The 22,811-nt window shown below is 60.9% G+C and carries 16 protein-coding genes and 1 tRNA gene; 11 read left to right on the plus strand and 6 right to left on the minus strand.

The genetic code is table 11. From position 1 onward, the window contains the following. Nucleotides 1–124: 124 nt before the first annotated feature. The 4 genes from WA225_RS16645 to WA225_RS16660 all read left to right on the plus strand — a co-directional run bounded on the left by WA225_RS16645 (nt 125) and on the right by WA225_RS16660 (nt 6,630). Nucleotides 125–1,777 (plus strand): VRR-NUC domain-containing protein, encoded by a 1,653-nt coding sequence (locus WA225_RS16645; RefSeq protein WP_422608746.1) that lies wholly within the window; start codon nt 125–127, stop codon nt 1,775–1,777. Further along, nucleotides 1,774–4,092, plus strand: coding sequence for a helicase C-terminal domain-containing protein (locus WA225_RS16650; RefSeq protein ID WP_422608747.1), 2,319 nt, complete (start codon nt 1,774–1,776; stop codon nt 4,090–4,092). The genes WA225_RS16645 and WA225_RS16650 overlap by 4 nt, the downstream gene beginning before the upstream one ends. Nucleotides 4,093–4,097: 5 nt before the next feature. Continuing rightward, nucleotides 4,098–6,017 (plus strand): PAS domain S-box protein, encoded by a 1,920-nt coding sequence (locus WA225_RS16655; RefSeq protein ID WP_422608748.1) that lies wholly within the window; start codon nt 4,098–4,100, stop codon nt 6,015–6,017. A 76-nt stretch (nt 6,018–6,093) separates the two neighbouring features. Further along, the gene (locus WA225_RS16660; protein WP_422608749.1) at nt 6,094–6,630 is read left to right on the plus strand and encodes a hypothetical protein; all 537 of its coding nucleotides are present in this window, start codon (nt 6,094–6,096) and stop codon (nt 6,628–6,630) included. A gap of 252 nt (nt 6,631–6,882) precedes the next feature. Here the strand turns inward: WA225_RS16660 and WA225_RS16665 are convergent, their stop codons facing one another. From WA225_RS16665 to WA225_RS16680, 4 genes are all read right to left on the minus strand, one after another. Then, entirely contained in the window at nt 6,883–7,179 is a 297-nt protein-coding gene (locus tag WA225_RS16665) for a hypothetical protein (RefSeq protein WP_064389907.1), read from the minus strand. A gap of 187 nt (nt 7,180–7,366) precedes the next feature. After that, nucleotides 7,367–8,710, minus strand: a complete 1,344-nt coding sequence (locus WA225_RS16670) for a cation:proton antiporter (protein WP_422608750.1) — start codon at nt 8,708–8,710, stop codon at nt 7,367–7,369. Nucleotides 8,711–8,800: 90 nt separating this feature from the next. Continuing rightward, entirely contained in the window at nt 8,801–9,658 is an 858-nt protein-coding gene (locus WA225_RS16675; protein ID WP_422608751.1) for a glucose 1-dehydrogenase, read from the minus strand. Nucleotides 9,659–9,866: 208 nt separating this feature from the next. Further along, on the minus strand, nt 9,867–11,021 hold the full coding sequence (locus tag WA225_RS16680; protein WP_422608752.1) for a MalY/PatB family protein: 1,155 nt from the start codon (nt 11,019–11,021) through the stop codon (nt 9,867–9,869). Nucleotides 11,022–11,355: 334 nt separating this feature from the next. Between WA225_RS16680 and fdnG the strand changes: the two genes are divergently transcribed. The 7 genes from fdnG (at nt 11,356) to WA225_RS16715 (ending at nt 20,427) form a co-directional block, all read left to right on the plus strand. Beyond that, on the plus strand, nt 11,356–14,421 hold the full coding sequence (gene fdnG, locus WA225_RS16685) for a formate dehydrogenase-N subunit alpha (RefSeq protein ID WP_422608753.1): 3,066 nt from the start codon (nt 11,356–11,358) through the stop codon (nt 14,419–14,421). 14 nt (nt 14,422–14,435) lie between these two features. Beyond that, nucleotides 14,436–15,371, plus strand: coding sequence for a formate dehydrogenase subunit beta (fdxH, locus tag WA225_RS16690; protein WP_422608754.1), 936 nt, complete (start codon nt 14,436–14,438; stop codon nt 15,369–15,371). After that, nucleotides 15,368–16,033, plus strand: a complete 666-nt coding sequence (locus WA225_RS16695) for a formate dehydrogenase subunit gamma (protein WP_422608755.1) — start codon at nt 15,368–15,370, stop codon at nt 16,031–16,033. Before fdxH ends, WA225_RS16695 begins: the two co-directional genes overlap by 4 nt. A gap of 3 nt (nt 16,034–16,036) precedes the next feature. Further along, complete coding sequence (fdhE, locus tag WA225_RS16700) at nt 16,037–16,963, plus strand: formate dehydrogenase accessory protein FdhE (protein WP_422608756.1); 927 nt, start codon at nt 16,037–16,039, stop codon at nt 16,961–16,963. Nucleotides 16,964–17,008: 45 nt separating this feature from the next. Beyond that, nucleotides 17,009–18,412: an L-seryl-tRNA(Sec) selenium transferase gene (selA, locus tag WA225_RS16705; RefSeq protein ID WP_422608933.1), complete on the plus strand. Its 1,404-nt coding sequence runs from the start codon at nt 17,009–17,011 to the stop codon at nt 18,410–18,412. After that, complete coding sequence (gene selB, locus WA225_RS16710) at nt 18,409–20,325, plus strand: selenocysteine-specific translation elongation factor (RefSeq protein ID WP_422608934.1); 1,917 nt, start codon at nt 18,409–18,411, stop codon at nt 20,323–20,325. Before selA ends, selB begins: the two co-directional genes overlap by 4 nt. Before the next feature lie 6 nt (nt 20,326–20,331). Then, nucleotides 20,332–20,427, plus strand: a tRNA-Sec gene (locus WA225_RS16715). A 184-nt stretch (nt 20,428–20,611) separates the two neighbouring features. Here the strand turns inward: WA225_RS16715 and WA225_RS16720 are convergent. Together WA225_RS16720 and WA225_RS16725 are read right to left on the minus strand one after the other, a co-directional pair. After that, on the minus strand, nt 20,612–20,971 hold the full coding sequence (locus WA225_RS16720; protein WP_422608757.1) for a DUF6124 family protein: 360 nt from the start codon (nt 20,969–20,971) through the stop codon (nt 20,612–20,614). 535 nt (nt 20,972–21,506) lie between these two features. Beyond that, nucleotides 21,507–22,802 carry an OprD family porin gene (locus tag WA225_RS16725; protein ID WP_422608758.1) on the minus strand — a complete coding sequence of 432 codons (1,296 nt, stop codon included), beginning with the start codon at nt 22,800–22,802 and terminating at the stop codon, nt 21,507–21,509. Nucleotides 22,803–22,811: the final 9 nt, after the last annotated feature.

Below are 22,811 nucleotides of genomic sequence, written 5' to 3' on the forward strand. Positions count from 1 at the left end.
CGGTGGAAAAAGTTCGATGTCCCGGTCAAAAAATGCCATTGATCTTTTTCCGTTTGCACCGGACAGGGCAGAGCTGTTATCTGTACGCATAACCAGTACTCGCTTGCCATGGCCCAGAATTCCCGTGACCGCCAATCCCCTCGATGACCCGTTCTATTACCTCAACAACTTTCGGCAAGTGCTTGATTGGCTTGAGCTTCGCTATGCCGATGTGATGAGTGTGACGGAACATGCCTTTATCCGCGACTTCCGGGCATTGCCCAAGCCTGCGCAAGGCTTGCTGGTGCGGATGGTGATGCGCAAGGGCGTGCATTTTCGCGCCGGCAAACTCGCTTATGCGGAAATTGGCGACATCGCCGCGGCCGCACAGCCGCTGCTGGTTCACGGCTGGCTCGATGAGCATGCGGCGCTGACCATGGCAGAAGTATTCGACGTCTTGCTCAAGGCCGAACTTCTGCAAGCGTTTGCCGCGTACATCGAACAGCCCAAGGGCCGCAAGGACGATTGGCTGCCGCTACTCGCCGAGCAGTTCGCCGACCCGCGCAGCCTGCGTGATTGGGCGCCGTCACTCGACGAGCGTCTGTTCAGCCTGACCATCATGGACCTGTGCGACCGCTTGCGGCTGATGTTCTTCGGCAATCTGTATCAGGACTGGTCGGAGTTCGTTCTGGCTGACCTCGGTATCTTCACCTACGAAAAAGTCGAGTTCTGCGCCGATTCCCGAGGCCTGCGCAGCCGCGAAGACGTCGACGCCTGCCTGTTCCTGCACAACTGCCAGTTGCGCTTCGAAGCCGGGGAACCGCTGCAAGGCATTGTCGAGCAAGTCACCGCGTTGCAGTTCGACAACCCATGGCTGCAGCGTCGGCGTGGCAAGGTGCTGTTCCAGATAGGCCAGTACTGTGAGCGCATCAGTGAATTTGCCCTGGCCCTGAGTATTTACCGCGACTGCGCCTACCCCGGCGCGCGGCTACGGATGGTCCGCGTGCTGGAGCGCTGCGCCGAATACGCCTTGGCGCTGGAACTCGGCACGCGCGCCGGGCAGGCCCCTGAGAGCGCCGCCGAACAACAAGGCCTGCAACGGATATTGCCGCGCCTGCGGCGCAAACTCGGTGGTCCGCCACTGAAACGGACAGCGCCGCGACCGGTTGAACGCCTCGACTTGCAGTTACCGCGCAGCGACCCGGCGCTGTCGGTGGAGTTTTACGTGCAGGCGCATCTGCACGACGATGACGGCCCGGTGCATTACGTGGAAAACAGCCTGATCAACTCGTTGTTCGGCCTGTTGTGCTGGCCGGCGATTTTCGCGCCGCTGCCGGGGGCGTTCTTCAACCCGTTCCAGCGTGGCCCGGTGGACCTGCTCAATGAAGACTTCCAGCAACGCCGCGCCGAACTGTTCAGCGCCTGTCTGGCGGAACTCGACGACGGCCGCTATGCGCAGACCATTCGCGAGCGCTTCGTCGGCAAATCGGGCATTCAGTCGCCGTTCGTTTTCTGGGGCGCACTGAATCAAGACTTGCTGGAGCAGGCGCTGGCCTGCCTGCCCGCCGAACACCTCAAACACTGGTTCAACCGCCTGCTGCTCGACATCAAGGCCAACCGCGCCGGCATGCCCGACCTGATTCAGTTCTGGCCGCAGCACAAAACCTACCGAATGATTGAAGTCAAAGGCCCTGGCGATCGCTTGCAGGACAATCAACTGCGCTGGCTGGAGTTCTGCCACCAACACCAGATGCCCGTCGCCGTGTGTTACGTGCAATGGGCGGAGCAGAGCGCTTGAGCTACAGCATTGCCGTGCGCGCGTTGTGCGAGTTCACCGCGAAGACCGGTGACCTCGATCTGCGTTTCACGCCGTCCCCTACGGCGCTCGAAGGCATCGCCGGGCACCGCACCGTGGCTTCGCGGCGCAGCGACAAGTATCAAAGTGAAGTGGCGCTGGAAGGCGAGTTCCTGCAATTGAAGGTCAAGGGCAGGGCGGATGGCTACGACGCGGCGCAAAACTGCCTGGAAGAAGTCAAAACCTACCGTGGCGACCTGAGCAAGCAACCGGCCAATCACCGGCAACTGCACTGGGCGCAGGCCAAGGTCTACGGCTGGTTGATGTGCCGCAAACTGGACCTGCAACAGATCAATCTGGCGCTGGTGTATTTCGATATCGTCAGCGAAAAGGAAACCTGTCTGGTCGAGGCGTTCAGCGCTGATGCGTTGAAAAGCTTTTTCGAGCAGCAATGCACGCTGTTCCTGCATTGGGCCGAACAGGAAATGGCCCATCGCGAGGCGCGCAATCTGGCCGCGCAACAACTGGCGTTTCCCCATGCCGATTTTCGCCCCGGTCAGCGGCATCTGGCCGAGTCGGTGTTCAAGGCCGTCAGCACCGGGCGTTGCCTGATGGCGCAGGCACCCACCGGCATCGGCAAAACCCTCGGCACGCTGTTCCCGATGCTCAAGGCGTTGGCGCCGCAGCAACTGGACAAGGTGTTTTTCCTCACCGCCAAGACCCCCGGCCGCCAATTGGCGCTGGACGCCAGTCAGGTGTTGTTCGATCAGTCGCCGAGTTTGCCGTTGCGCGTGTTGGAGATGGTCGCCCGCGACAAGGCTTGCGAACACCCGGACAAAGCCTGTCATGGCGAATCGTGTCCGTTGGCGCAAGGCTTCTACGATCGTCTGTCGGCGGCGCGTGAAGCGGCCAGTCGGGTCAACCTGCTCAATCAGGCGGCGATGCGCGAGGTGGCCGCGCAGCATTCGGTGTGTCCGTATTACCTCAGCCAGGAAATGGCCCGCTGGGCTGATGTGGTCGTCGCCGACTACAACTATTACTTCGATTTCAGTGCGCTGCTGTTCGGTCTGGCGCAACTCAATCAATGGAAAGTCGCGGTGTTGGCGGACGAGGCGCACAACCTGGTCGAGCGCGGCCGGCAGATGTACAGCGCCAGTCTTGATCAGGCGACACTGGGCAGCGTGCGCAAAGCCGCTCCCGAAGCGCTGAAAAAGTCCCTGCAACGGATCAACCGTGAATGGAACGCTTTGCACGCGCCGCAATTGGCGCCGTATCAGGCCTACGACAAGGCACCGGAAAAACTCCTGCAAGCGATTTCTTTATGTTGCTCGGCCATCGGCGATTACCTCAATGACCATCCGCAAGGACTGGACAGCGGCCTGCAGAATTTCTATTTCGATCTGCTGCAATTCGCCCGTGTGGCAGAACTGTACGACGAGCATTATCTGTTCGACATCAGCAAACGCGACCTCGAGCGCAAACGGCCGCTGTCACAGCTGTGCCTGCGTAACGTGGTGCCGGCGGCGTTCATTGGCCCGCGCCTGAAAGCGGCGCGCAGCAGCGTGCTGTTTTCCGCCACCCTCAGCCCACGGCACTATTACGCTGACTTGCTCGGTACGCCGGCCGACACCGTGTGCATCGACGTCGAATCTCCGTTCAGTGCCGAGCAATTGCAGGTGCACATCGTCAGCCGCATCTCGACGCGCTTCACCCACCGTCAGGCTTCGCTGGAGCCCATCGTCGAACTGATCGCCCGCCAGTTCAGCGAACGTCCGGGCAACTATCTGGCGTTCTTCAGCAGCTTCGATTACCTGCAACAGGTGGCGACGTTACTGGCCGAGCGGCACCCGCACATCACGTTGTGGCAGCAGTCGCGCGGCATGGCCGAAGGGCAGCGGCAGGCGTTTCTCGAGCAATTCACCGCGCACAGCCAGGGCGTCGGCTTCGCCGTGTTGGGCGGCGCGTTCGGCGAGGGCATCGATTTGCCCGGCGCGCGATTGATCGGCGCGTTCATTGCCACGCTGGGGCTGGCGCAGCTCAACCCAGTCAACGAACAACTCAAGCAACGCATGGCGGCGATCTTCGGCGCCGGTTACGACTACACCTATTTGTACCCCGGCGTGCAGAAAGTGGTGCAGGCCGCCGGCCGGGTCATTCGTACCCGCGAGGATCGCGGCGTGGTGATGTTGATCGACGACCGCTTCGCCGAGAGCCGGATCAAACAATTGCTGCCGCGCTGGTGGGCCATCAAAAATGAGCCGGCCGCTTCCCAATTCGGCGGATTGACGCATACTTCTGCTCATGACAATGCCCGGTGAGTGTGATGAGCGAAAAAACCAAGACTGCTGCGATCGAAGAGATGCGTTTTCGTCTGCTGATCGATGCGGTGGTCGACTATGCGATTTACATGATCGATCCGGACGGCATCATCACCAGCTGGAACAGCGGCGCGAAGCGTTTCAAGGGCTATGAAGAAGCCGAGATTCTCGGCGAGCATTTCTCGCGTTTTTATACCGCTGACGACCGCGCCGCCGGTCTGCCGCAACGTGCGCTCGATACCGCCATCCGTGAAGGGCGCTTCGAAGGCGAGGGCTGGCGAGTGCGCAAGGACGGCACCAACTTCTGGTCGCACGTGGTGATCGACCCGATCATCGACCCCGATGGCAAATTACTCGGCTTCGCCAAAATCACCCGTGACCTCACCGATCGCAAAATGGCTGAGGAAACCCTCAAGCAAAGCGAGCAGCAGTTCCGCTTGCTGGTGCAAGGCGTCACCGACTACGCGATTTACATGCTCAGCCCTGAAGGCCGCGTCAGTAACTGGAATCAGGGCGCGCAGCGGATCAAAGGCTATTTGCCGGAAGAAATCATCGGTCAGCACTTTTCGATTTTCTATACCCCCGAAGACCGTGAAATCGGTGAGCCTGAACGGGCACTGGAGATCGCCACCCGCGAGGGCCGTTTCGAAAACAAGAGCTGGCGCATGCGCAAGGACGGCACGCGGTTTCTGGCGCACGTGGTGGTCGATGCGATTCGCGGCGAAACCGGCACGCTGCTCGGCTTTGCCAAGATCACCCGCGATGTCACCGAAACCCACCAGGCCCAGCAAGCACTGGAGAAAACCCGCGAGGCGTTGTTCCAGGCGCAGAAGATGCAGGCCATCGGTCAGCTCAGCGGCGGCATCGCCCATGATTTCAACAATTTGCTGACGGTGATCCTGGGCAACCTGGAGATTCTGCAGAAGCGCACCGGCGATGACCCGAAAATCAATCGCTTGCTGGAAAACGCCACCCAAGGTGCGTTGCGCGGTGTCTCGCTGACCCAACGGATGCTGGCGTTCGCCCGTCGTCAGGAGCTCAAGACCGAATCGGTCGATATTCCACAGCTGATCCAGGGGATTACCGGGCTGTTGCGCAGTTCGCTCGGGCCGGGGATTCGCATCGAAACCCGCTTTCCAGAGGACCTTTCCCCGGTACTGGCCGATACCAACCAGTTGGAACTGGCGGTACTCAATCTGGCCACCAATGCCCGCGACGCGATGCCCGATGGCGGCAGCGTGGTCATCAGCGCGCAGCCGGAAGTCGTGCTTGAGCAAAGCCATTCAACCATGGCTGCGGGGCGTTACGTCTGCCTCAGCCTGGTCGACAGTGGTGAAGGCATGGACGCCGAGACATTGTCCTCGGCCAAGGATCCGTTCTTCACCACCAAGGGTTTGGGCAAAGGCACCGGGTTGGGCTTGTCGATGGTTCACGGTTTCATTGAGCAATTGGGCGGACGTTTTATCCTCAAGAGCGAAAAGGGCCACGGTACTGCCGCTGAACTGTGGTTGCCGGTGGCCGGCGCGGACGTGACGCGTCAACCTCTGTTGCTGCCGGCCGAACCGATTACGGTGCCACGGCTCAGTGTCCTGGTGGTGGACGACGACTCGTTGGTTCTGACCAGCACCAGCCTGTTGCTTGAAGACCTCGGCCATCGGGTAATCAATGCCACCTCCGGCGCTCAAGCGCTGGCGCTGTTCGATCAGCACGAGGTGATTGACCTGATGATTACCGACATGGCCATGCCGCAAATGAGCGGCGCACAGCTTGCCCATGCGGTGCGTCTGCTCAAGCCGGATTTGCCGATCATTCTCGCCACCGGTTATGCCGAGCGCCTTGAGGGGTTCGCCGCGCAGTTGCCGCGTCTGCCGAAACCGTTCAATCAGATAAGTCTGGTGGAGATCATTGCCCAGGCGATGAAATGACCCCCGGCACATCCGGCTGAACTTGTCGCAAAGCGCGCGCTTCTAAACGCTTTCCCCACCCCGGAGCGTGCGTGTCGTGCCTCGCATACTGACTGAGCCCAGCGCTGAAGAAACCCTGACCGAACATGACGCCAAGATGTTCGGCTCTCCCAAGGAACGGCTGGATTTTTATCGTCGGGAGATCCAGTACGAAACCAGCATTCTGGCCAACCGTACCGATGCCTATCTGGCGGCGCAGTCGTTTCTGGTGATCGCTTTTGCTTCGTGCATGGCCAACCTCAACCCGGAGTGGGGCAAGTTGTTCACGCTGGTGGTGCCACCGTTTCTGGCGCTGCTCGGCCTGCTCAGTTCGCTGAATGCCTGGCCAGGCATTCGTGCGGCGTATGACATCATCGATCACTGGCATTTCAAGCAGAGCCACTTGCTGCACAGCGAGCCGTTGATGGGGCTGGCGTATGACGAATCGCCGCTGTTCAGCGAGATGGAGTCGAGCCACAAGGGCTATCGCAAGTCACTGCTGTTTTCAGTGCGCACGCCGTGGATTTTTGCGACGTTCTGGGTGGCGCTGGGGAGTTATGCGGTGTTTATTCAGGTGACCAATCCTGGGGGGTGATGGGCAGGTATGGAAAAGCCCGGCTTAGGTAGCCGGGCTTTTCATTTTTGTCTGGATTGTGTGTTGCACTTTAGATCGATCCCCCTCACCCCAGCCCTCTCCCCCAAGGGGGGCGAGGGGGGAAGGGAGCAGATTTTTGTGCTGTTCAAAATCTGCGTTCGACTCGGTATCTCACGTCGGCGTATCTCGACCATCCACCTCGGTCAGTTCCCTCTCCAGGGGGAGAGGGCTAGGGTGAGGGGCTGTTCTGGCTCATTCCACGGTTTCAAGCTCTCGACGCAACGCCACCGAGTTCTGCGACGACATCGGGATCGGCGGAAAATCCTCGTTCAACACGCACAAATGGTCGATGGCATCTTCAAACATCGAATCGGCCTTCTTGCGCAACGCGCGGTAGCGCTCGAACTGTTCGATGTCCAGATCCTTGACGTCAAGCAGCGCATTGGCCGCGCGGTTGAGCGTGTGGGCGTTATCGAACAATTGACGATTGCGTTCCAGAGCCAGCGCTCTGCAAGCCTTGATTTGCGCAGGAGTCGAGCATTCTTTCATGACCGTGACCTTATTCTTCAAGGATTCCGTTTCATAGGCGTATCGCCGCAGGGGAACCGAACCTGCCGGGCCCCGCCGGATGTATCTGGCGAGGGGTTATGCTTGTGACTGTCGGCGATTAAGCAGGGATCCATTTTTTTACAGAAAAAAATTCGATCAGTCAGTCGATAAAACCCGGAATTAAAAATCAGGATTTCCGTTTCTTGTGCAGTTCATAGCGCGCGAGGATCGGTTGGGTGCTGATCCCGTGAAGCAGGATGCTCAGTGCCACCACTGACAAGGTCAGGTCGGTGCATTGCTTGGCTACCGTGTCGGTCAGCCCGTGGTTCAAGGCGTAAAACAAGTAGAACAGGCTGCCGATCCCGCGGATGCCAAACCAGCCGATCAACAACCGTTGCCGCCCCTCCAGCAGCGCGCCCCATGGCATCAGCGCAACGCAGGCCGGGCGAATCAGGCAGAACAACACACCACCGACCCACAGCGCGCGCCAATCCCAATGCGCCACCAGCACCACGCCGAGCAGTGTCACCAGAAACACTTCCATGGCGCGCTCGACCAGCCCGCCGAACGACAACATATCGCCCATCATGATCCCGGCCGCGACCTGACTGCTTTCCAGCCGTTCGGTGTCGCCATGCACGGCGTGCTGCGGTTCGACGTTCTGATGGCCGACCACCGGCTGCACCAAGTGCTCGGCGGGTGGCTGGCTGGCGCCGGTGGACTTCACCTCGACCTGACGCAAGCCGAGGCCGGCGGCGAATACCGAGAGAAAGCCGTAGCCGCCAATGGCCTCGGCAACCACATAGGCCAAGGCGATCAGCGACAACGCCAGATAATCGTTGGGGCTCAAGGTGCTGTCGTCATTGCGGATGCGCAGCGAAAGGGTCACGCGGCCGATACCGCGGCCCATCCAGTAACCGGTCAAGAGTCCGGCGGGCACCGCCCACAATACGTTGCGCAAGACCCAGCCCTGCCACTCGGCAGCCGAGCCGTCACCGTGAAGCAGCAACAGGCCGAGAATCACAAAAGGAAAGGCAATGCCGTCATTCAGCCCGGCCTCCCCGGAGAGGCCGAATCGCACACTGTCGACATCCCGCGCATCGTTGACCTGCACCAGGGCGGCAAGCACCGGGTCGGTCGGCGCCAGAATCGCGCCGATCAACAACGACGGCCCCCATGGCAACCGCAACCCCCAATGCAACAGCGCGCACACGCCGACAATCGTCAGCACCATCACCGGCCCCGCGAGGCCAAAGGCAATTCGCCAGCGCTTGTCGCGCAGCGGCAATCGCAGTTTCAGCCCACAGACAAACAATGAAAAAAGCACCGCGACTTCCGTCAGGTGCTCCATCCACAACGAGGCGTCTTCCAGTGGCAGCTTCAGCAGGTCGAGGCCGCTGGGGCCAATGCCGATCCCCAGCAACAGGCAGACCGCCGAGGTGGTGACCGGCATCCAGCGCAGGTACGACGAGGTCAGAGCCAGGGTCAGCAACACGGCGCCGAGCACCGCCACCCACACGATAAAACTCATGATGTGCCGCCCTCAAATGGTCGAAATGACGGCAATCGCACCGTGTTCAATGAGTCTTCAGCCTTACTCTAGGCGCTGATAAGGGGATCATCACAGCATCGGCTTGCCGCCCGTCACGCCGTAACGCTGGCCGGTGATGTAACTGGCTTCGTCCGAGGCCAGCAGCACGTAGATCGGCGCCACCTCCACCGGTTGGCCGGGGCGGCCGAGCGGGGTGTTGCCGCCAAAGTTCTGTACTTCTTCGTCGGGCATGGTCGAGACGATCAGCGGCGTCCAGATCGGCCCCGGTGCCACGCAATTCACGCGAATCTCTTTCGGCCCGAGCATTTGCGCCAGACCGCCGGTGAAGTTGGCAATCGCACCTTTGGTGGTGGCGTAGGCGAGCAGGGTCGGTTTGGGCAAATCCGAGTTGATCGAACTGGTGTTGATGATCGACGACCCGGCGCGCATGTGTTTGATCGCCGCCTGGCACAGCCGGAAGATCGCAGTGATATTGACGTCGAAGGTCATCACCCATTCTTCGTCGGGGATTTCTTCGAAGGTTTCGTGGGTCATCTGGAACGCCGCGTTGTTGACCAGCACATCGATGCGGCCGAAGCGTTCGACAGTCTTGTCGACCAAGGCCTGACAGTGAGCCTTTTGCGCGATGTCGCCAGGCAGCAACAGGCACTGGCGTCCGGCCTGTTCGACCCAGCGCGCGGTTTCCTTGGCGTCTTCGTGTTCATTCAAATAGGCCACAGCGACGTCGGCGCCTTCACGGGCGAAGGCAATCGCCACGGCGCGGCCGATGCCGCTGTCGGCACCGGTGATCAGGGCAATCTTGCCGGCCAGTCGACCTGAGCCGACATAGCTTTGCTCGCCGCAGTCCGGATACGGTTCCATCTTGCGTTGCGAACCGGGCACGGCTTGGGCTTGTGCGGGGAAGGGTGGTTTTGGATAGTCGGTCATCGCGGGTCTCCGAGGTCTCAAGGCAGGTATGGGTGGTTGACCCGGGGTGTTTGCCGTGAGTTCGATCGGATTTACAACGGTCTTCAGACTGAATAAAGAACCTGTGGGAGCTGGCTTGCCAGCGATAGCAATGTATCAGTCGACATTAATGTTGAATGTCAGACCGCTATCGCTGGCAAGCCAGCTCCCACAGGGTTTGGTGGTGGTTTCAGGTATTGCGTTGTGTCAGGGCGCGTTCCATACGGGTAATGCCTTCTTCGAGCAGCGAACGCGGGCAGCCGAAGTTCAGGCGCACGAACTGCTGGTGTTGATCGCCGAAGTCCAGACCGGCGCTGAGGCCAACCTTGCCCTGCTCAAGGAAGAATTGCTGCGGGTTGTCCAGTTCCAGCGCCGAGCAATCCAGCCACGCCAGATACGTGCCCTGCGGCACATTGATGGTCACGCCCGGCAAGCGGCTGCGTACGGCATCAACCAGCCAGTCGCGGTTGGCCTGCAGATAGGTTTTCAACTCGGCCAGCCACGGTGCGCCTTCGCTATAAGCCACGCGGGTGGCTTCCATGCCCAGCGGGTTGACGCTGTCGACCATGCCGCAACGGGCGTGGTTGACGCGCTCGCGCAGGGCGGCGTCCTGAATGATCATGAACGAAGTCTTCAGGCCGGCGATGTTGTAGGCCTTGCTCGCCGACATCAGGGTGATGGTGCGTTGGGCGATTTGCGGGCTCAGCGACGCGGTCGGAATGTGCACGCGACCGTCGAAGCACAGTTCGGCGTGGATTTCGTCGGAGATGATCCAGGCGTCCTGCGCCACGCAAATGTCGGCCACGGCTTGCAGCTCTTCACGGCCAAACACTTTGCCGATCGGGTTGTGCGGGTTGCTCAGCAGCAGCGCGCCCCCGCCGCTCAGCGATTCACGCAGCACGTCCAGCGGCGTCAGGTAAGTGCCATCAGCCTGCGCGACAAACTCCAGCTCAATCTTGTTCAACCCCCAATGCCCCGGCGCATGGCGCAGTGGCGGGTAGTTTGGCACTTGCACCACGACATTCTGTTGTGGCTGCACCAGCGCTTTCAAAGCCATGTTGAAACCGGACTCGACGCCCGGCAGGAAGATCAGCTCCTGCGGTTTGACCTTCCAGGCGAACTTGGCCCAGAGGTCGGCGACGATGGCCTCACGCAGGTTGTCCTGCGCCACGCTGTAGCCCACCAGCGGGTGCAGCAAACGCTGTTGCAAAGCCTCGATGATTACCGGCGGCGCGGCGAAATCCATATCAGCGACCCACATCGGCAAGACGTCGGCCGGATAACGGCTCCACTTGGTGCTGCCGGTGTCGTGGCGGTCGAATACCTGATCAAAATCGAAAGTCATGCGCGGTCTCGTGAAGTCGGGATGGATCCTGCCGGGCATGATAAACCCATGTCCCTTTTGAAACACACTCAAACCCTGTGGGAGCTGGCTTGCCAGCGATAGCGGTGGGTCAGTCACCATCATTGTTGGAGGAGCCGACGTCATCGCTGGCAAGCCAGCTCCCACAGGGGTTGCGGTTGTTAGTGGGAGTGCCGACAAACGGCCGACGGTCGGTTTTCACACAGAACGTAAGGTCATTGTCTACAGTGAAAAGGTCGGCACTTGTCTGCCGCAACCGTGATTGTCCAGATAAAACCCGGCACCAGTACCGGGTCCACCTGATCAGGAGTGCACGATGGATCTCAGCCGTCGTCAGTTCTTCAAGGTCGCCGGTATCGGCCTTGCAGGCTCGAGCCTGGGCGCGTTGGGCATGGCCCCGACGCTGGCCTTCGCCGAGCAGGTGCGCCACTTCAAGCTTGCCCACACCCATGAAACCCGCAACACCTGCCCGTATTGCTCGGTCGGCTGCGGGTTGATCATGTACAGCCAGGGCGATGGAGCGAAGAACGTAGCGCAGAGCATCATTCACATCGAGGGCGACGCCGACCACCCGGTCAATCGCGGCACCCTCTGCCCGAAAGGCGCAGGCCTGCTCGACTTCATTCACAGCCCCGGCCGTTTGCTTTACCCGCAAACGCGCAAGCCGGGCAGCAGCGAATGGACGCGGATCAGTTGGGACGAAGCGCTCGATCGCATCGCCGACCTGATGAAAGCCGACCGCGACGCCAATTTCATCGAGCAAAATGCCAACGGGCAAACGGTGAATCGCTGGCTGAGCACCGGTTTCCTCGCCGCATCGGCGGCGTCCAACGAAGCCGGTTACATCACCCAGAAGGTGATTCGCAGTCTCGGCATGCTGGGGTTCGATAACCAGGCGCGTGTCTGACACGGCCCGACGGTGGCAAGTCTTGCCCCGACGTACGGCCGTGGTGCCATGACCAATACCTGGACCGATATCGCCAACGCGAATCTGATCCTGGTGATGGGTGGCAACGCCGCAGAAGCGCATCCGTGCGGCTTCAAATGGGTGACCGAGGCCAAGGCGCATAACGCTGCGCGGCTGATCGTGGTCGATCCGCGTTTTACCCGAACCGCGTCCGTGGCCGACTACTACGCACCGATCCGCACCGGCACCGACATCGCCTTCATGGGCGGGCTGATCAATTACCTGCTGACCGAGGACAAGATCCAGCACGAGTACGTGCGCAATTACACCGACGTGTCGTTCATCGTCAAAGAAGGCTATGGCTTCGAAGACGGCATCTTCAGCGGCTACGACGTGGCCAAGCGCAGTTACACCGACAAGTCCGGTTGGGGCTACGAGATGGGCGACGACGGCTTTGCCAAAGTCGATCCGACGTTGCAACACCCGCGCTGCGTCTATCAATTGATGAAGGTGCATTACAGCCGCTACAACATCGACCTCGCGAGCCAGATCTGCGGCATGCCGGTCGACGCCATGCAGAAAATCTGGGACGAAATCGCCACTTGCTCGATCCCGGGCAAGACCATGACGATTCTCTACGCCCTCGGCTGGACGCAGCACTCGATCGGCGCGCAAATCATCCGCAGCGCGGCGATGGTGCAACTGCTGTTGGGCAACGTCGGCATGCCCGGCGGCGGGGTCAATGCCTTGCGCGGCCACTCGAATATTCAGGGGCTGACCGACCTGGGCTTGCTCTCCAATGCGCTGCCGGGCTATCTGACCCTGGCCAGCGACAGCGAGCAGGACTACAACACCTTCATCCACAAACGTACGCAAGTGCCGCTGCGTCCGGGGCAATTGTCGTACTGGCAGAACTACAGCAAATTCCACGTCAGCCTGATGAAGTCGTGGTACGGCGCCAACGCCACTGCCGAGAACAATTGGCTCTACGACCATTTGCCGAAACTCGACATCCCCAACTACGACGTGCTGAAGATGTTCGACCTGATGAGCCAGGGCAAGGTCAACGGCTACTTCTGCCAAGGCTTCAACCCGATCGCCGCGCTGCCGGACAAAAACCGCGTGATGGGCGCGCTGGCCAAGTTGAAATGGCTGGTGGTGATGGACCCGCTGGCCACCGAAACCTCGGAGTTCTGGCACAACGTCGGGCCGTACAACGATGTGAAAAGCGCGGAGATCCAGACCGAAGTCATTCGCCTGCCCACCACCTGTTTTGCCGAAGAGGACGGCTCGCTGGTCAACAGCAGCCGCTGGCTGCAATGGCACTGGAAAGGCGCCGACGGCCCGGGCGAGGCGCAGACCGACATTCGCATCATGGCTGAACTGTTCCTGCGCCTGCGCAAGCGTTATCAGGCCGAGGGCGGTAAATTCGCCGATCCGCTGTTGAAATTGTCGTGGCCGTACAAGATCCCCGACGAGCCTTCGCCGGAGGAATTGGCCAAGGAAATCAACGGCAGCGCTGTCGCCGATTTCACCGATGCTACGGGCGTCGCGGTCAAGGCCGGCTCGCAACTGGCGGGCTTCGGCTTGCTCAAGGACGACGGCAGCACCGCGTCCGGTTGCTGGATCTTCGCCGGCAGTTGGACCGAGGCCGGCAACCAGATGGCCCGCCGCGACAACAGCGATCCGTTCGGCATGCACCAGCATCTTGGTTGGGCGTGGGCCTGGCCGGCCAACCGGCGGATTCTCTACAACCGCGCTTCGGCAGACGTCGCCGGCAAACCGTGGGATCCGAAAAAGCGTCTGGTCTGGTGGAACGGCAAAGCCTGGGGCGGCACCGACGTGCCGGACTACAAGGCTGACGTACCGCCGGAAGCCGGGATGAACCCGTTCATCATGAACCCCGAAGGCGTGGCGCGGTTCTTCGCCGTCGACAAGATGAACGAGGGGCCATTCCCCGAGCACTACGAGCCGTTCGAAACGCCGATCGGCATCAATCCTCTGCACCCGCAAAACAAGAAAGCCACCAGCAACCCGGCGGCGCGGATCTTCGATTCGGTCTGGGAAACCCTCGGCGAGGCCAAGGACTTTCCGTACGCCGGCACCAGTTACCGGCTCACCGAGCATTTCCACTTCTGGAGCAAGCACTGCAAGTTGAACGCGATTGCCCAACCCGAGCAGTTCGTGGAAATCGGCGAAGTGTTGGCGAAAGAGAAGGGCATTGCTGCCGGTGATCGCGTACGGGTCAGTTGCAAGCGTGGCTTTATCGAAGCGGTGGCGGTGGTGACGAAAAGGATCCGGCCGCTGCAGGTCAACGGCCAGGTCGTGCATCAGATCGGCATCCCGCTGCACTGGGGTTTCACCGGCCTGACGCGTCACGGTTACCTGACCAACACCCTGGTGCCGTTCCTCGGCGATGGCAATACACAGACCCCGGAATCCAAGTCATTCCTGGTCAACGTGGAGAAGCTCTGATGGAGAATCTTTAAATGGCCAGCCAAGACATCATTGCCCGCTCGGCCACCACCACCGTGCCGCCATCGGTGAGGAATCAGGAGGCCGTCGCCAAGCTGATCGACACCACCAAATGCATCGGCTGCAAAGCCTGCCAGGTCGCCTGTTCGGAATGGAACGAGCTGCGCGACGAGGTCGGGCACAACCACGGCACCTATGACAATCCGCAGGATCTGAGCGCGGAAACCTGGACGTTGATGCGCTTCACCGAGCACGAAACCGACGCCGGCAACCTCGAATGGCTGATCCGCAAGGACGGCTGCATGCACTGCGCCGAGCCCGGTTGTCTGGCGGCGTGCCCGAGCCCCGGCGCGATCATCAAGCACGCCAACGGCATCGTCGATTTCGATCAGGATCACTGCATCGGTTGCGGTTATTGCATCACCGGTTGCCCGTTCAACATTCCGCGCATTTCGCAGAAAGATCACAAGGCTTACAAGTGCACCTTGTGTTCGGATCGCGTGGCAGTAGGGCTGGAACCGGCCTGTGTGAAAACCTGCCCGACCGGCGCCATTGTTTTCGGCACCAAGGAAGACATGAAGGAACACGCTGCTGAACGCATCGTCGACTTGAAAAGCCGTGGCTTCGAAAACGCCGGTCTGTATGACCCGGCCGGTGTTGGCGGCACGCATGTGATGTACGTGCTGCACCACGCGGACACACCGACCATCTACGCCAATCTGCCGCAGGATCCGGCGATCAGCCCATTGGTGAGCCTGTGGAAAGGCATCAGCAAACCGCTGGGCCTACTGGCCATGGGCGCGGCGGTGCTGGCCGGGTTCTTCCATTACGTGCGCATCGGGCCGAATCGGGTCGAAGAGGATGAACACCCAACGCCGCCCGACACTTCGGTGCAGGTCGTCGATCCGGCGGTGCACACCTTCGATCCACGCGGGGAGGAGCGGCCATGAGCAACAAGACGATCCTGCGTTACACCGCCAACCAGCGCACCAATCACTGGCTGGTGGCGATCCTGTTTTTCATGGCCGGGCTGTCCGGGCTGGCGTTGTTTCATCCGTCGCTGTTCTGGCTGAGCAACCTGTTCGGCGGCGGGCCGTGGACGCGGATTCTGCATCCGTTCATGGGCGTGGCGATGTTTGTGTTGTTCCTCGGCCTGGTGTTGCGTTTCTGGCGTGCGAACTTCTTTATCGACAACGACTGGAAATGGATGCGCCGTATTGACCGAGTACTGGTCAACGATGAAGAAAGCGTGCCGCCGGTGGGCAAATACAACGCCGGGCAGAAGCTGCTGTTCTGGACTTTACTGCTGTGCATGCTTGGTTTGCTGTTCACCGGGCTGGTGATCTGGCGCGCGTATTTCAGTGCGTATTTCGGCATCAGCGTGATCCGCTGGGCGATGCTCCTGCATGCGCTGGCCGGGTTTGTGCTGGTGCTGAGCATCATCATTCACATCTACGCCGGGCTGTGGATCAAGGGCTCGGTCGACGCGATGATGCATGGCTGGGTCAGCCGCGCCTGGGCGAAAAAACACCATGAACTCTGGTATCGCGACATCACCCGCGATGAACGCCAACCGGACGTGCCGGAACGACCGATCACCAAAAAGGGCTGACGTTTGCCAACCATTCTGGAACCTGGGGAAATTGAAGCGGCGGCGAGTTCGCCGCCGTTCCTGCATCTGCCGCCGCACAATCTGTTTGCGCTGCGGGCGGATCGACTGGAGCAACTGGCCGAGGGGCATGCGCTGGCTGAGTATCTGCGGCTGATTGCCGGGTTGTGCCGGGTGCAGCAGCAGGTCTTCGACGATCCACCGCTGACGGCGCCTTTTGATCAGCAAAGGATCGAGGCTTGTCAGCAGCATGGTTTGCCGCCGTTTGCTGCCGATACGTTGGTGCGTGAAGAGGGCTGGCAGGCTTATCTTGAGGCTTTGTTGCAGCGTTATGATCCTTCTGAAAATCCCGCTGTTATTGATGCAGTGACGACGTTGCGGGTCGCCAGTACCGGCCAATTGCGCTCTTGGGCCGTGGCGTTGGTCAGTGGCCAATACTCAATGGTGCCGGCGCAACTGGTGCCGTTTCTTGGCGCGGCGCTGCAAGTGGCGTGGAGTCACTGGCTGCTGAGCGCGCCGGATCTGAAACTCAAACCCGGCGACAGCCTCAGCCAATGCCCGGCCTGTGGTTCGCCGGCGATGGCCGGTGTGATCCGCCATCGCGGCAAGCACAACGGTTTGCGTTATCTGGTGTGCTCGCTGTGTGCCTGCGAATGGCATGTGGTGCGGGTCAAGTGCGTGTACTGCGAGTCGAGTAAGGGGCTGGATTATTTCAGCCTTGAGGATGATCGCCATGCGGCCAATCAGGCGCCGATAAGGGCGGAAGTCTGTCCGGGCTGCAACAGTTATCTGAAACTGGTGTATCTGGAAAACGATGCCGATGCTGAGGCATTGTCGGCTGATTTGAGCAGCTTGCTTCTGGATATGCGTCTGGCGCAGGACGGTTATCAGCGCTTGGCGCCGAACTTGTTGCTAGCACCCGGAGACGAGTGACAGCAGGGTCTACACTCTCGGCGAACGATCTGTTTCCAGGAGTGGCTGATGTCCCTGCGGTTACCTTCCATTGATGGTGTGTTGCGTCACCCGGCGTGTGTGCCTTTGCTTGAGCGTCACGGGCGTGAGTCATTGCTGGCGAGTTTGCGTCAGTTGCTCGATGAGCTGCGTTCCAGCGTCTTGAACGGACAATTGTCGGCGATTGAAATCAGCCCCGAAGTGCTCGCCGGCCGCGTCGGTGAGCGCCTGGCCCAGCAACAACGCAGCAACGTGCGCCGGGTGTTCAACCTCACCGGCACCGTCCTGCACACCAACCTCGGCCGCGCCTTGTTGCCGGACGAAGCCATCGACGCCGTGCAAATGGCCGCGCGTTATCCGCTCAATCTGGAATTCGATCTGGCCAGCGGCAAACGCGGCGATCGCGATGACCTGATCGAAGGCCTGATCCGCGAACTGACCGGCGCCGAAGCCGTCACCGTGGTCAACAACAATGCCGCTGCCGTGCTGCTGACGCTCAACAGTCTGGGCGCGCGCAAGGAAGGCATCATTTCCCGTGGCGAGCTGATCGAAATCGGCGGCGCCTTCCGCATCCCCGACATCATGGCCCGCGCCGGTGTGCGTCTGCACGAAGTCGGCACGACCAATCGCACCCATGCTCGCGACTACGAAGCGGCGATCAGCCCGCGCAGTGGTTTGATCATGCGCGTGCACGCGAGCAACTACAGCATCGAGGGTTTTACCGCGCGGGTGCCGACGGCGGAACTGGCCGAGTTGGCCCATCGACATGGTTTGCCGTTGCTGGAGGATCTGGGCAGCGGCAGTCTGCTGGATCTGACCCGTTGGGGTTTGCCGGCCGAACCGACGGTGCGGCAGGCGTTGCTCGATGGCGCGGATATCGTCACCTTCAGCGGCGACAAATTGCTCGGCGGCCCGCAGGCCGGGTTGATCGTGGGGCGCAAAGAGCTGATCGCGAAGATCAAGAAAAACCCGCTGAAACGCGCATTGCGGGTCGATAAATTGACCTTGGCGGCGCTGGAGGCGGTGCTCGGGTTATATCGGGACCCGGATCGGCTGGCCGAACGTCTGCCTAGCTTGCGGTTGTTGACCCGACCGCAAGCCGACATCCTCGCCCAGGCCTCACGCTTGCAGCCCTTGATGGCTGAAATTTTGGGGTCGGTTTGGCAGGTCAGTGCAGTCGAGGCCTTGGGCATGATCGGCAGCGGCAGCCAACCGGTGGCGCGTTTACCGAGTGCGGCGCTGTGTTGCCGTCCGCAGGTTTCAAAGCGTTTGCGCGGGCGCTGCCTGCTGAATCTGGAAGCGGCGTTGCGAGCGTTGCCGATCCCGGTGCTCGGTCGTATCGACGACGATGCGCTGTGGCTCGATCTGCGCCAACTCGACGACGAACCGGCGTGGCTCGCGCAATTGCCGCAGTTGCAGGTCGACCCGTGATCGTTGGCACGGCAGGGCATATCGACCACGGCAAGACGTCGCTGCTGCAAGCCCTGACCGGACAAACCGGCGACCGCCGCCCGCAGGAACGCGAACGCGGCATGACCATCGACCTTGGCTATCTCTATGCCGAACTGGAACCGGGCGCGGGGCTAACCGGGTTTATCGACGTGCCGGGTCACGAGAAATTCACCCACAACATGCTTGCCGGCGCCCAGGGTATTGATCTGGTGTTGCTGGTGGTCGCGGCGGACGACGGCGTGATGCCGCAGACCCGCGAGCATCTGGCGATTGTTGAATTGCTCGGCATTCCGCGCGCCTTGGTGGTGATCAGCAAATGTGATCGGGTCGAGGCGGGCCGGGTGGAAGAGGTGCAGCGGCAGGTGCTCGATTTGCTCGCCCCGGGGCCATTTGCCGAGGCGCCGATCCTCACCGTGTCGAGTCTGAGCGGGCAGGGCATTGATGGGTTGCGCGAGGTGTTGCTGCAGACGCAAAGCGAAGTGCACGAGCGCAGTCGCGAAGGTGGTTTTCGCTTGGCCATCGACCGTGCGTTCAGCGTTGTCGGCGCGGGGATTGTGGTGACCGGCACGGCGTTGTCGGGCTCGGTGGTCATCGGCGACAAACTCACCCTCGGGCCCTCTGGCAAGTCGGTCCGGATTCGCGGCTTGCATGCGCAAAACCAACCCGCCGAACAGGCTTTCGCCGGGCAACGGGTGGCGTTGAATATCAGCGGCGAGCGTCTTGAACTGGCGCAGATCCATCGCGGCCAATGGTTGCTCAGCGACTGGCTGCACGCGCCGACGCAACGGGTCGACATCGACTTTCAACTGTTGCCCGGCGAGCGCACCTTCGAACACTTTCACCCGGTACATGTGCACCTCGGCACGCAGGACGTCATCGCTCGGGTGGCTTTACTCGAAGGTCCGCGACTGAGTCCCGGCGAGCGCATGTTTGCGCAACTGCTGATCAATGCGCCGGTGCACGCGGTGAAAGGTGATCGTCTGATCTTGCGCGACCAGAGCGCGCAACGCACCTTGGGCGGTGGCCAGGTGCTCGATCCGTTCGCCCCGGCGCGACAACGGCGCAGCCCTGAACGTCTGGAGCAACTGCGCACCTTGGCCTGCGGCGGCGAACTCGAACAGGTCTTGCCCGTGCTGCTCAACTACAGCGCCGGCGGCCTCGATCCGCAACGGCTGGAGCGCCAGTTCAATCGCCCGCGCGCGTCGTGGTCGTTAGCCGAAAACGTCCGCCTGATCGACACCCGCCAAGGCCCGGTGCTGTTCAACGTGCAACGCTGGGCGCAGTTGAAATTCACCCTGCTGGAACAACTTGCACAGTTTCATGAACAGGAGCCCGACCAGATGGGCCCCGACCGCGATCGCCTGCGCCGCTTCAGTGGTCTGGCGCTGGAGCGTTCGACGTTTGTCAGCTTGCTGGATGAAATGCTCACCGCCGGATCAATCGAGTCGAGCGGGCCGTGGCTGCATCTGCCGGATCATCAGGTGTGCCTGAATGCCGAGGACGAAGCCCTCTGGCAACAACTGCAACCGCTGTTCGAAAACGCCGAATTCGACCCGCCGTGGGTGCGCGACGTCGCCAAAATGCTCAGCCAGGACGACGCCGTCGTACGCCTGCTGCTGCGCAAACTGGCACGGCTCGGCCTGATGCATCAAGTGGTGCGCGACCTGTTCTTGAGTGACGTGCAACTGCGCCGAATGGCCGACGTGTTGCTCAAACTGGCCAAGGAAAATCCGCAGATCCAGGTGACAACCTTCCGCGATGCGCTAGGCTTGGGACGCAAACGCTGTATTCAGTATCTGGAATATTTCGACCGCGTCGGCCTGACCCGCCGCATCGGCGAATCCCGCCAGATCCGCCCCGACAACGCACTGGCTAACGCCGACGCACAATAAGTAAAAGGAAGGCAATCGCGCCCGGTGGCGCGGCCGGGCTTCAAACCCGGTTGGGGACGGCATCCGTTCCCGGGCAGGTTCGACTCCGGCTGCCTTCCGCCAGTTTTTCCTCCGGAACTCCCCGATCCAGTGTGGGAGCGAGCCTGCTCGCGATTGCCGTTTTTGATCGTTCCCACGCTCTGCGTGGGAATGCAGCCCGGGACGCTCCGCGTCCCTACCAAAGCCGAACGCGGAGCGTCCGTTGAGGCATTCCCACGCAGAGCGTGGGAACGATCATCGAGGGCCGCTACTGCGGCAAATCCAGATTATCCATCACCCGATTCACTGCCAGCTCGCCGAGCATGATCAGTTGCGCGATCCCCAATAGCGTCCTGCGCTGCGATGCCGGTATGAGATGGGCGAAGTCATGGGCGATGGTTCTGGCGGAGGCGAGTGTTTCGCTGGCATCGGCCAGCAGTTCTTCATTTTTGAAGTCCGCAGTGACCGCGTACATCCGGCGGGTTTTACGCGGCGGTGGCGTGGAGCCGGGCGGGCAGAGGTAGTGATCGAGCGCGCGGTCGGCGGCTTCGTGGAGTTTTTTGGAGTTGAGGGATTCGTAGGGGGAGGTGGAGTCGATTTCGGGTGGGTTGGGTGTTGGTTTGATCATCGGTAAAGCCTCTAGAGTAAATGAAGCTGCCACCGTTCGCTGCTAACGAAGGAGGTGGCGGCTGTACGCGGGTTAGCAGACCAGGACTCTAGAACCCGGCGCACCGAAGTGCCCCACGCAAAGCCGCCATAACGGCAACGGACTTTATGCGTCTAGAGAAAAACCCGGGCTGCTAAACCCGATCACTGAACAATCAGCGACCGACCCACAATAGAACCCGCCCCCAAGGCGCACAAGCCGGCGGATTCTGGCGTAGCTGTAGGCAATGGCGCAAGAATTTGTAGCCTTGAAGGCGTGTCTGGAGGTGTCTTTTAAACACTCCAGTTTAAAAGGCAAAAGATTGGGCGACTGGTTGGGTGCAACCGTGGTCTGTCCCTGTTACCCCCAGGGTTTGTGACGGACGCAGAAACCTGTGGGAGCGAGCTTGCACGCGAAGGCGTTTTGTCAGGCGAAATCAATGTAACTGATCTATTGCATTCGCGAGCAAGCTCGCTCCCACAGTTGAATGATTGCAGGCAGGATTGATCGTGTCGCGTCAGAAACCCAACGGGTACTGGATAACGACATAGATCCGGTCAATGTCATCCCCGGCCTGCGCCTCATTGGCCCGGTGTGAAACATGCGACACCTGCACCGACAGATCCTTCGCCGTGCCCGATTGCACGACGTACTTCAGATCAATATCCCGCTCCCAATGCTTGCCGCCATCGCCTTGCTGCGGCTGGTAACTGCCGCTGTCAGGATCGAACGGGTTGTAGGCGCCGCCCTTGGGCGCATGGGTGCCGTCGATGTGGCTGCCGGAGACGTAGCGGGTCATGAAGCTCAGGCCGGGAATGCCCAAGGCGCCGAGGTCGAGGTCGTAGCGCGCTTGCCAGGAACGCTCGTTGGCGCCGTTGAAATCGGCGTATTTGATCGAGTTTGCGAGGTAGATCGAATCGCCGCCGACGAAATCGAACGGCGTGTCGCCATTGATCTTTTGCCAGCCGAGCATCACCGCGTGGGGGCCGAAGGCGTATCTGCCGGACAGGCTCAACGCGGTGTTGTCGATGGCGCCGGCCAGCGCTCGGCCGGTGTTGCGGGTGTGGTAGAGGTTGGCGTCGAGCAGTACGCCGGACTGCTTGAAATGCAGATTGCCGTAGTACTGGTGCCAGGTCTCACTGAGTTCAGAGGCGTACAACGCGCCGCCGACGGGGCTGTCGGTGAACAGGTCGGCGCCGAGGAAACTAATGCCGCCGGCCTCGGTATTGGCGCCGTAACCGTAAAAGTCGTCTTTGCCCGATGAGCTGTCCTGATTCTTGAACGCGGTGAAATGCCCGGCCACCAGATTGATGTGGTCGAACTCGGCACTGTTGAGCAGAAAGCCTGTGGCGTACTCCGGTTGCAGGCGTTTGTCGGAAGTGTCGAATACCGGGGTTTCGACGGTCATTTCACCGAAGGCGAGGGTGGTGCGCGAGGTTTTCAACTTGAGCGCGCCGCCGGCGCTGGAGTAATCGTTTTCGCTGCGACCGTCGGTGTCGACTGGCAGCAGACCCGTGCCGGAATGGCCCCGGCCGCCGTCCAGCTTCATCCCGGCGAAGGCGTGGGCATCGATGCCGAAACCAACACTGCCAGAGGTGAAACCAGATGAGAAGGTGCCGATAAAGCCTTGAGCCCATTCCTGTTTGTAGTTTTTGCCGGAGGCTGAGGGCGAGCGGTAGTCGTTGCTGAGGAAGAAGTTGCGGCTGAGGATTTCGCTTTTGGCATCGTCGAAAAAACCGCTGGCGTGGGCGGTTGGGTTCAGACCGCAGAGCAGCGCGAGGAGGGTGAGACGCGAAGGGGCGCGGTCGATCATGGTCGGTGG

Source organism: Pseudomonas sp., from assembly GCF_049300855.1.
Classification (GTDB): domain Bacteria; phylum Pseudomonadota; class Gammaproteobacteria; order Pseudomonadales; family Pseudomonadaceae; genus Aquipseudomonas.